This is a genomic window from Escherichia sp. MOD1-EC4550, assembly GCF_963876935.1.
Classification (GTDB): Bacteria; Pseudomonadota; Gammaproteobacteria; order Enterobacterales; family Enterobacteriaceae; genus Escherichia; species Escherichia coli_F.
In genome coordinates this window covers 25,864-35,321 of the sequence record NZ_CAWNSE010000032.1, presented here as the reverse complement: position 1 = coordinate 35,321, position 9,458 = coordinate 25,864, and the positions used below count along the sequence as shown (strand labels likewise).

Genomic DNA, 9,458 nt, shown 5'->3' with positions numbered 1-9,458 from the left:
ACCGTGAGGCTTAACCTTACAACGCCGAAGATGTTTTGGCGGATTGAGAGAAGATTTTCAGCCTGATACAGATTAAATCAGAACGCAGAAGCGGTCTGATGAAACAGAATTTGCCTGGCGGCCTTAGCGCGGTGGTCCCACCTGACCCCATGCCGAACTCAGAAGTGAAACGCCGTAGCGCCGATGGTAGTGTGGGGTCTCCCCATGCGAGAGTAGGGAACTGCCAGGCATCAAATTAAGCAGAAGGCCCAGTCGGAAGACTGGGCCTTTTTGCGTTTCTACAAACTCTTCCTGTCGTCATAACTACAAGCCATCCCCCCACAGATACGGTAAACTAGCCTCGTTTTTGCATCAGGAAAGCAGCTATGAACCACTCCTTAAAACCCTGGAACACATTTGGCATTGATCATAATGCTCAGCACATTGTATGTGCCGAAGACGAACAACAACTACTCAATGCCTGGCAGCATGCAACCGCAGAAGGGCAACCCGTTCTTATTCTGGGTGAAGGAAGTAATGTACTTTTTCTGGAAGACTATCGCGGCACGGTGATCATCAACCGGATCAAAGGTATCGAAATTCATGATGAACCTGATGCGTGGTATTTACATGTAGGAGCCGGAGAAAACTGGCATCGCCTGGTAAAATACACTTTGCAGGAAGGTATGCCAGGTCTGGAAAATCTGGCGTTAATTCCTGGTTGTGTCGGCTCATCACCTATCCAGAATATTGGTGCTTATGGCGTAGAATTACAGCGAGTTTGCGCTTATGTTGACTGTGTTGAACTGGCGACAGGCAAGCAAGTGCGCTTAACTGCCAAAGAGTGCCGTTTTGGCTATCGCGACAGTATTTTTAAACATGAATACCAGGACCGCTTCGCCATTGTAGCCGTAGGTCTGCGCCTGCCAAAAGAGTGGCAACCTGTACTAACGTATGGTGACTTAACTCGTCTGGATCCTACAACCGTAACGCCACAGCAAGTATTTGATGCGGTGTGTCATATGCGCACCACCAAACTCCCTGATCCAAAAGTGAATGGCAATGCCGGTAGTTTCTTCAAAAACCCTGTTGTATCTGCCGAAACGGCTAAAGCATTACTGGCACAATTTCCAACAGCACCAAATTATCCCCAGACGGATGGTTCAGTAAAACTGGCCGCTGGTTGGCTTATCGATCAGTGCCAGCTAAAAGGAACACAAATTGGTGGGGCTGCGGTACATCGTCAACAGGCGTTAGTTCTCATTAATGAAGGCAATGCAAAAAGCGAAGATATTGTGCAGCTGGCACATCATGTAAGACAGAAAGTGGGTGAAAAATTTAATGTCTGGCTTGAGCCAGAAGTTCGCTTTATTGGTACATCAGGTGAAGTTAGCGCAGTGGAGACGATTTCATGAAGGATAATACCGTTCCGCTAAAATTAATCACGCTATTAGCGAATGGCGAATTTCACTCTGGTGAGCAGCTGGGTGAAACGTTAGGAATGAGCCGGGCGGCCATTAATAAACATATTCAAACACTGCGTGACTGGGGCGTTGATGTCTTTACCGTTCCGGGTAAAGGATACAGCCTGCCTGAGCCCATCCAGTTACTTAATGCTGAACAGATATTGAGTCAGCTGGATAGCGGTAGTGTAGCCGTGCTGCCAGTTATTGACTCCACGAATCAGTATCTTCTTGATCGTATCGGAGAGCTTAAATCGGGTGATGCCTGCGTTGCTGAATACCAGCAGGCAGGACGTGGTCGCCGAGGTCGGAAATGGTTTTCACCTTTTGGCGCAAACTTATATTTGTCGATGTTCTGGCGTCTGGAACAAGGCCCGGCTGCGGCGATTGGTTTAAGTCTGGTTATCGGTATCGTGATGGCGGAAGTATTACGCAAGTTGGGCGCTGATAAAGTTCGTGTTAAATGGCCGAATGACCTCTATCTGCAGGATCGCAAGCTGGCAGGTATTCTTGTGGAGCTGACTGGCAAAACCGGCGATGCGGCGCAAATAGTCGTTGGTGCCGGGATCAACATGGCAATGCGTCGTGTTGAAGAGAGTGTCGTTAATCAGGGGTGGATCACGCTGCAGGAAGCTGGGATCAATCTCGATCGTAATGCGTTGGCGGCCATGCTAATACGTGAATTACGTGCGGCGCTGGAACTCTTCGAGCAAGAAGGATTGGCACCTTATCTTTCGCGCTGGGAAAAACTGGATAATTTTATTAATCGCCCAGTGAAACTTATCATTGGTGATAAAGAAATATTTGGCATTTCACGCGGAATAGACAAACAAGGCGCTTTATTGCTTGAGCAGGATGGAATAATAAAACCCTGGATGGGCGGTGAAATATCCCTGCGTAGTGCAGAAAATAAGAAAGGGGAGCATTAGCTCCCCTTTAAATTATTTGCGTAGTCTGACCTCTTCTACCGCGTGATTAGCACTCTTTGTCAGGATTAAACTGGCGCGCTCACGAGTAGGTAGAATATTTTGCTTTAAGTTCAGCCAGTTGATCTCTTTCCACAATGTCATGGCAGTGTTAATCGCTTCTTCTTTAGTTAATTTCGCGTAGTTATGAAAATAGGAATCCGGGTCTGTAAAAGCCCCTTCGCGGAATTTCAGGAAACGGTTGATATACCACGTCTGAAGTAAGTCTTCCGGTGCATCAACATATATCGAAAAATCGACAAAATCAGAAACAAAAACATGATGTGGATCGTGTGGATAATCCATCCCGCTCTGTAAGACATTTAACCCTTCAAGAATTAAAATATCAGGCTGAACAACAGTTTTATCTCCATCCGGGATCACATCATAAATAAGATGCGAGTAAACAGGTGCCGTAACGTTTGGCACGCCGGATTTGAGATCGGAAACAAACTTCACCAGGCGATGCATATCATACGATTCCGGGAAGCCTTTCTTCTTCATCAGACCACGTTCTTTCAGCACCTGATTAGGGTGAAGGAAGCCATCAGTCGTGATCAGTTCAACACGACGATGCTCCGGCCAACGGCTTAATAGTGCCTGCAATACACGGGCGGTTGTACTTTTCCCCACCGCGACGCTACCTGCGATACTAATAATGTAAGGAATGCGTTGCCCGTTGGTACCAAGAAACTGTTCCAGAACTGCCTGACGGCGCAGATTCGAGCTTATATAGAAGTTCAGCAAACGTGACAGAGGTAAATAGATCTCGGCAACTTCTTCTAACGAGAGATCTTCATTAATACCTTTGAGACGGGCGATCTCATCTTCCGATAACGTCATAGGTACGGAATCACGCAGAGCTGCCCACTGGTTGCGGTCAAACTGTAGGTAAGGCGTCATTAACGTTTGCTCTTTTATACTCATAAGCATGTTTCTGGCGGTCATAGCTCTATCGGCAAAACGATATTTGCCATGGCGCGTCACAGTTCTGTTGAATGGGTTAATGGGCAGGAGGGTAACACCAGATGGGGAGGAATAATAAGAAAAAATCTCTCCCAGGAAGCTATCGTTGAAAAGCAATGTGACAGATATTCCATCTGATAAAAAGAATTGCGCTTTAGAAGGAGCGCATTGTTGAGAACAATGATGTTGAAAAAGTGTGCTAATTTGCCCTCTGTTCGACTGTTTCTTCATCGTGTCGCATAAAATGTGACCAATAAAACAAATTATGCAATTTTTTAGTTGCATGAACTCGCATGTCTCCATAGAATGCGCGCTACTTGATGCCGACTTAGCTCAGTAGGTAGAGCAACTGACTTGTAATCAGTAGGTCACCAGTTCGATTCCGGTAGTCGGCACCATCAAGTCCGGTGGGGTTCCCGAGCGGCCAAAGGGAGCAGACTGTAAATCTGCCGTCACAGACTTCGAAGGTTCGAATCCTTCCCCCACCACCAATTTCGGCCACGCGATGGCGTAGCCCGAGACGATAAGTTCGCTTACCGGCTCGAATAAAGAGAGCTTCTCTCGATATTCAGTGCAGAATGAAAATCAGGTAGCCGAGTTCCAGGATGCGGGCATCGTATAATGGCTATTACCTCAGCCTTCCAAGCTGATGATGCGGGTTCGATTCCCGCTGCCCGCTCCAAGATGTGCTGATATAGCTCAGTTGGTAGAGCGCACCCTTGGTAAGGGTGAGGTCGGCAGTTCGAATCTGCCTATCAGCACCACTTCTTTTCTCCTCCCTGTTTTTTCCTTCTGTTTATTGCATTCAACAAGTCGGGCATGTTGCCTGGTTGATGTGGTGATATCACCGATTTATCCGTGTCTTAGAGGGACAATCGATGTCTAAAGAAAAGTTTGAACGTACAAAACCGCACGTTAACGTCGGTACTATCGGCCACGTTGACCATGGTAAAACAACGCTGACCGCTGCAATCACTACCGTACTGGCTAAAACCTACGGCGGTGCTGCTCGCGCATTCGACCAGATCGATAACGCGCCGGAAGAAAAAGCTCGTGGTATCACCATCAACACTTCTCACGTTGAATACGACACCCCGACCCGTCACTACGCACACGTAGACTGCCCGGGGCACGCCGACTATGTTAAAAACATGATCACCGGTGCTGCTCAGATGGACGGCGCGATCCTGGTAGTTGCTGCGACTGACGGCCCGATGCCGCAGACTCGTGAGCACATCCTGCTCGGTCGTCAGGTAGGCGTTCCGTACATCATCGTGTTCCTGAACAAGTGCGACATGGTTGATGACGAAGAGCTGCTGGAACTGGTTGAAATGGAAGTTCGTGAACTTCTGTCTCAGTACGACTTCCCGGGCGACGACACTCCGATCGTTCGTGGTTCTGCTCTGAAAGCGCTGGAAGGCGACGCAGAGTGGGAAGCGAAAATCCTGGAACTGGCTGGCTTCCTGGATTCTTACATTCCGGAACCAGAGCGTGCGATTGACAAGCCGTTCCTGCTGCCGATCGAAGACGTATTCTCCATCTCCGGTCGTGGTACCGTTGTTACCGGTCGTGTAGAACGCGGTATCATCAAAGTTGGTGAAGAAGTTGAAATCGTTGGTATCAAAGAGACTCAGAAGTCTACCTGTACTGGCGTTGAAATGTTCCGCAAACTGCTGGACGAAGGCCGTGCTGGTGAGAACGTAGGTGTTCTGCTGCGTGGTATCAAACGTGAAGAAATCGAACGTGGTCAGGTACTGGCTAAGCCGGGCACTATCAAGCCGCACACCAAGTTCGAATCTGAAGTGTACATTCTGTCCAAAGATGAAGGCGGCCGTCATACTCCGTTCTTCAAAGGCTACCGTCCGCAGTTCTACTTCCGTACTACTGACGTGACTGGTACCATCGAACTGCCGGAAGGCGTAGAGATGGTAATGCCGGGCGACAACATCAAAATGGTTGTTACCCTGATTCACCCGATCGCGATGGACGACGGTCTGCGTTTCGCAATCCGTGAAGGCGGCCGTACCGTTGGCGCGGGCGTTGTAGCAAAAGTTCTGAGCTAATTGCCGATAACATTTGACGCAATGCGCACTAAAAGGGCATCATTTGATGCCCTTTTTGCACGCTTTCGTACCAGAACCTGGCTCATCAGTGATTTTCTTTGTCATAATCATTGCTGAGACAGGCTCTGTTGAGGGCGTATAATCCGAAAAGCTAATACGCGTTTCGATTTGGTTTGCCTCGCGATCGCGGGGTGAAAATGTTTGTAGAATACTTCTGACAGGTTGGTTTATGAGTGCGAATACCGAAGCTCAAGGAAGCGGGCGCGGCCTGGAAGCGATGAAGTGGGTCGTTGTGGTGGCATTGCTCCTGGTAGCAATTGTCGGCAACTACCTTTATCGCGACATTATGCTGCCGCTGCGTGCGCTGGCCGTAGTAATTCTGATTGCTGCAGCGGGTGGTGTCGCGCTGTTAACGACAAAAGGAAAAGCAACCGTTGCTTTTGCCCGTGAAGCGCGTACCGAAGTCCGTAAGGTCATTTGGCCGACTCGCCAGGAAACATTGCACACCACGCTGATTGTGGCTGCGGTTACCGCAGTAATGTCACTGATCCTGTGGGGACTGGATGGTATTCTGGTTCGCCTGGTATCCTTTATCACTGGCCTGAGGTTCTGAGATGTCTGAAGCTCCTAAAAAGCGCTGGTACGTCGTTCAGGCGTTTTCCGGTTTTGAAGGCCGCGTAGCAACGTCGCTACGTGAGCATATCAAATTACATAACATGGAAGATTTGTTTGGTGAAGTCATGGTACCAACCGAAGAAGTGGTTGAAATCCGTGGCGGACAGCGTCGCAAAAGTGAACGCAAATTCTTCCCTGGCTACGTCCTCGTTCAGATGGTGATGAACGACGCGAGCTGGCACCTGGTGCGCAGCGTACCGCGTGTGATGGGCTTCATCGGCGGTACTTCCGATCGTCCTGCGCCAATCAGCGATAAAGAAGTGGATGCGATTATGAATCGCCTGCAGCAGGTTGGCGATAAGCCGCGTCCGAAAACGCTGTTTGAACCGGGTGAAATGGTTCGTGTTAATGATGGTCCGTTCGCTGACTTCAACGGTGTTGTTGAAGAAGTTGATTACGAGAAATCTCGTCTGAAAGTGTCTGTTTCTATCTTCGGTCGTGCGACCCCGGTAGAGCTGGACTTCAGCCAGGTTGAAAAAGCCTAACCCAGCGATCAAAAAAGCGGCGATTTAATCGTTGCACAAGGCGCGAGATTGGAATACAATTTCGCGCCTTTTGTTTTTATGGGCCTTGCCCGTAAAACGATTTTTTATATCACGGGGAGCCTCTCAGAGGCGTTATTACCCAACTTGAGGAATTTATAATGGCTAAGAAAGTACAAGCCTATGTCAAGCTGCAGGTTGCAGCTGGTATGGCTAACCCGAGTCCGCCAGTAGGTCCGGCTCTGGGTCAGCAGGGCGTAAACATCATGGAATTCTGCAAAGCGTTCAACGCAAAAACTGATTCCATCGAAAAAGGTCTGCCGATTCCGGTAGTAATCACCGTTTACGCTGACCGTTCTTTCACTTTCGTTACCAAGACTCCGCCGGCAGCAGTTCTGCTGAAAAAAGCGGCTGGTATCAAGTCTGGTTCCGGTAAGCCGAACAAAGACAAAGTGGGTAAAATTTCCCGCGCTCAGCTGCAGGAAATCGCGCAGACCAAAGCTGCCGACATGACTGGTGCCGACATTGAAGCGATGACTCGCTCCATCGAAGGTACTGCACGTTCCATGGGCCTGGTAGTGGAGGACTAAGAAATGGCTAAACTGACCAAGCGCATGCGTGTTATCCGCGAGAAAGTTGATGCGACCAAACAATACGACATCAACGAAGCTATCGCTCTGCTGAAAGAGCTGGCGACTGCTAAATTCGTAGAAAGCGTGGACGTTGCTGTTAACCTCGGCATCGACGCTCGTAAATCTGACCAGAACGTACGTGGTGCAACTGTACTGCCGCACGGTACTGGCCGTTCCGTTCGCGTAGCCGTATTTACCCAGGGTGCAAACGCTGAAGCTGCTAAAGCTGCAGGCGCTGAACTGGTAGGTATGGAAGATCTGGCTGACCAGATCAAGAAAGGCGAAATGAACTTTGACGTTGTTATTGCTTCTCCGGATGCAATGCGCGTTGTTGGCCAGCTGGGCCAGGTTCTGGGTCCGCGCGGCCTGATGCCAAACCCGAAAGTGGGTACTGTAACGCCGAACGTTGCTGAAGCGGTTAAAAACGCTAAAGCTGGCCAGATTCGTTACCGTAACGACAAAAACGGCATCATCCACACCACCATCGGTAAAGTGGACTTTGACGCTGACAAACTGAAAGAAAACCTGGAAGCTCTGCTGGTTGCGCTGAAAAAAGCAAAACCGACTCAGGCTAAAGGCGTGTACATCAAGAAAGTTAGCATCTCCACCACCATGGGTGCAGGTGTTGCAGTTGACCAGGCTGGCCTGAGCGCTTCTGTAAACTAATGCCTTTACGTGGGCGGTGATTTTGTCTACAATCTTACCCCCACGTATAATGCTTAATGCAGACGTATATCCGAGATATTCGGGTTGTAGCAAGGCGGCAACTGAGTGAGTCGCCAGGAGCATAGCTAACTATGTGACTGGTGCGAACGAAGGAAGCCAACGCCGCTACAAGCTGAATAGCGACGGATAGAAAAGATTTGTTCGTTGGAGCCTGGCCTATCCAGGCCTCCGTCGAAGACCGCAGGAGTTTCGCAAGAAACTTAATCCCCTGCGTAGACGGTGACAGAACGCTAAGATTATTCTTTTATATTCTGGCTTGTTTCTGCTCACCGTAATTAAGACGCTCTCTCCGTTTGGAGGAGTGAAGTGAGTTCCAGAGATTTTCTCTGGCAAACATCCAGGAGCAAAGCTAATGGCTTTAAATCTTCAAGACAAACAAGCGATTGTTGCTGAAGTCAGCGAAGTAGCCAAAGGCGCGCTGTCTGCAGTAGTTGCGGATTCCCGTGGCGTAACTGTAGATAAAATGACTGAACTGCGTAAAGCAGGTCGCGAAGCTGGCGTATACATGCGTGTTGTTCGTAACACCCTGCTGCGCCGTGCTGTTGAAGGTACTCCGTTCGAGTGCCTGAAAGACGCGTTTGTTGGTCCGACCCTGATTGCATACTCTATGGAACATCCGGGCGCTGCTGCTCGTCTGTTCAAAGAGTTCGCGAAAGCGAATGCAAAATTTGAGGTCAAAGCCGCTGCCTTTGAAGGTGAGCTGATCCCGGCGTCTCAGATCGACCGCCTGGCAACTCTGCCGACCTACGAAGAAGCAATTGCACGCCTGATGGCAACCATGAAAGAAGCTTCGGCTGGCAAACTGGTTCGTACTCTGGCTGCTGTACGCGATGCGAAAGAAGCTGCTTAATCGCAGTTATCTTTTTAACGCATTCGCTTACGTATAAACTTATTCTGATATTCAGGAACAATTTAAATGTCTATCACTAAAGATCAAATCATTGAAGCAGTTGCAGCTATGTCTGTAATGGACGTTGTAGAACTGATCTCTGCAATGGAAGAAAAATTCGGTGTTTCCGCTGCTGCTGCTGTAGCTGTAGCTGCTGGCCCGGTTGAAGCTGCTGAAGAAAAAACTGAATTCGACGTAATTCTGAAAGCTGCTGGCGCTAACAAAGTTGCTGTTATCAAAGCAGTACGTGGCGCAACTGGCCTGGGTCTGAAAGAAGCTAAAGACCTGGTAGAATCTGCACCGGCTGCTCTGAAAGAAGGCGTGAGCAAAGACGACGCAGAAGCACTGAAAAAAGCTCTGGAAGAAGCTGGCGCTGAAGTTGAAGTTAAATAAGCCAACCCTTCCGGTTGCAGCCTGAGAAATCAGGCTGATGGCTGGTGACTTTTTAGTCACCAGCCTTTTTGCGCTGTAAGGCGCCAGTAGCGTTTCACACTGTTTGACTACTGCTGTGCCTTTCAATGCTTGTTTCTATCGACGACTTAATATACTGCGACAGGACGCCCGTTCTGTGTAAATCGCAATGAAATGGTTTAAGCGTGATAGCAACAGGCATTGCGG

The 9,458-nt window shown here is 49.1% G+C and carries 10 protein-coding genes, 4 tRNA genes and 1 rRNA gene; 14 read left to right on the top strand and 1 reads right to left on the bottom strand.

All coding sequences use genetic code 11. The features are described 5' to 3' along the window. The first annotated feature begins 113 nt into the window (after positions 1-113). From rrf to birA, 3 genes are all read left to right on the top strand, one after another. Positions 114-229, top strand: a 5S ribosomal RNA gene (gene rrf / locus AACU19_RS19380). A 136-nt stretch (positions 230-365) separates the two neighbouring features. Next, entirely contained in the window at positions 366-1,394 is a 1,029-nt protein-coding gene (murB, locus tag AACU19_RS19375) for a UDP-N-acetylmuramate dehydrogenase (protein WP_001016658.1), read from the top strand. Next, on the top strand, positions 1,391-2,371 hold the full coding sequence (birA, locus tag AACU19_RS19370) for a bifunctional biotin--[acetyl-CoA-carboxylase] ligase/biotin operon repressor BirA (RefSeq protein WP_105279231.1): 981 nt from the start codon (positions 1,391-1,393) through the stop codon (positions 2,369-2,371). The genes murB and birA overlap by 4 nt, the downstream gene beginning before the upstream one ends. A 12-nt stretch (positions 2,372-2,383) precedes the next feature. Here birA and coaA read toward each other — a convergent pair whose 3' ends face one another. Beyond that, entirely contained in the window at positions 2,384-3,334 is a 951-nt protein-coding gene (coaA, locus tag AACU19_RS19365; protein WP_000023085.1) for a type I pantothenate kinase, read from the bottom strand. A 361-nt stretch (positions 3,335-3,695) separates the two neighbouring features. Between coaA and AACU19_RS19360 the strand changes: the two genes are divergently transcribed. The 11 genes from AACU19_RS19360 to rplL all read left to right on the top strand — a co-directional run bounded on the left by AACU19_RS19360 (position 3,696) and on the right by rplL (position 9,233). Beyond that, positions 3,696-3,771, top strand: a tRNA-Thr gene (locus tag AACU19_RS19360). 8 nt (positions 3,772-3,779) lie between these two features. Beyond that, positions 3,780-3,864, top strand: a tRNA-Tyr gene (locus AACU19_RS19355). A gap of 116 nt (positions 3,865-3,980) precedes the next feature. Further along, a tRNA-Gly gene (locus AACU19_RS19350) sits at positions 3,981-4,055 on the top strand. 6 nt (positions 4,056-4,061) lie between these two features. Beyond that, positions 4,062-4,137, top strand: a tRNA-Thr gene (locus AACU19_RS19345). Between the two features lie 114 nt (positions 4,138-4,251). Further along, the gene (gene tuf / locus AACU19_RS19340) at positions 4,252-5,436 is read left to right on the top strand and encodes an elongation factor Tu (protein ID WP_000031784.1); all 1,185 of its coding nucleotides are present in this window, start codon (positions 4,252-4,254) and stop codon (positions 5,434-5,436) included. A gap of 229 nt (positions 5,437-5,665) precedes the next feature. Beyond that, entirely contained in the window at positions 5,666-6,049 is a 384-nt protein-coding gene (gene secE / locus AACU19_RS19335; protein WP_001275702.1) for a preprotein translocase subunit SecE, read from the top strand. Position 6,050: 1 nt separating this feature from the next. Continuing rightward, positions 6,051-6,596 carry a transcription termination/antitermination protein NusG gene (gene nusG / locus AACU19_RS19330; protein ID WP_001287516.1) on the top strand — a complete coding sequence of 182 codons (546 nt, stop codon included), beginning with the start codon at positions 6,051-6,053 and terminating at the stop codon, positions 6,594-6,596. 158 nt (positions 6,597-6,754) lie between these two features. Then, positions 6,755-7,183, top strand: a complete 429-nt coding sequence (rplK, locus tag AACU19_RS19325) for a 50S ribosomal protein L11 (protein ID WP_001085926.1) — start codon at positions 6,755-6,757, stop codon at positions 7,181-7,183. A 3-nt stretch (positions 7,184-7,186) separates the two neighbouring features. Further along, positions 7,187-7,891, top strand: coding sequence for a 50S ribosomal protein L1 (gene rplA, locus AACU19_RS19320; protein WP_001096680.1), 705 nt, complete (start codon positions 7,187-7,189; stop codon positions 7,889-7,891). A 412-nt stretch (positions 7,892-8,303) separates the two neighbouring features. After that, positions 8,304-8,801 carry a 50S ribosomal protein L10 gene (gene rplJ, locus AACU19_RS19315; RefSeq protein WP_001207201.1) on the top strand — a complete coding sequence of 166 codons (498 nt, stop codon included), beginning with the start codon at positions 8,304-8,306 and terminating at the stop codon, positions 8,799-8,801. 66 nt (positions 8,802-8,867) lie between these two features. Continuing rightward, a complete protein-coding gene (gene rplL, locus AACU19_RS19310) occupies positions 8,868-9,233 on the top strand; it encodes a 50S ribosomal protein L7/L12 (protein ID WP_000028878.1) in 366 nt (121 codons plus the stop codon). Positions 9,234-9,458: the final 225 nt, after the last annotated feature.

What these genes read in the sequence shown, in the direction of transcription:
- tuf (WP_000031784.1), top strand. Translation starts at nt 4,252, where the DNA reads ATGTCTAAAGAAAAGTTTGAACGTACAAAACCGCACGTTAACGTCGGT.
- rplA (WP_001096680.1), top strand. Translation starts at nt 7,187, where the DNA reads ATGGCTAAACTGACCAAGCGCATGCGTGTTATCCGCGAGAAAGTTGAT.
- murB (WP_001016658.1), top strand. Translation starts at nt 366, where the DNA reads ATGAACCACTCCTTAAAACCCTGGAACACATTTGGCATTGATCATAAT.
- coaA (WP_000023085.1), bottom strand. Translation starts at nt 3,334, where the DNA reads ATGAGTATAAAAGAGCAAACGTTAATGACGCCTTACCTACAGTTTGAC.
- rplL (WP_000028878.1), top strand. Translation starts at nt 8,868, where the DNA reads ATGTCTATCACTAAAGATCAAATCATTGAAGCAGTTGCAGCTATGTCT.
- secE (WP_001275702.1), top strand. Translation starts at nt 5,666, where the DNA reads ATGAGTGCGAATACCGAAGCTCAAGGAAGCGGGCGCGGCCTGGAAGCG.
- birA (WP_105279231.1), top strand. Translation starts at nt 1,391, where the DNA reads ATGAAGGATAATACCGTTCCGCTAAAATTAATCACGCTATTAGCGAAT.
- rplJ (WP_001207201.1), top strand. Translation starts at nt 8,304, where the DNA reads ATGGCTTTAAATCTTCAAGACAAACAAGCGATTGTTGCTGAAGTCAGC.
- rplK (WP_001085926.1), top strand. Translation starts at nt 6,755, where the DNA reads ATGGCTAAGAAAGTACAAGCCTATGTCAAGCTGCAGGTTGCAGCTGGT.
- nusG (WP_001287516.1), top strand. Translation starts at nt 6,051, where the DNA reads ATGTCTGAAGCTCCTAAAAAGCGCTGGTACGTCGTTCAGGCGTTTTCC.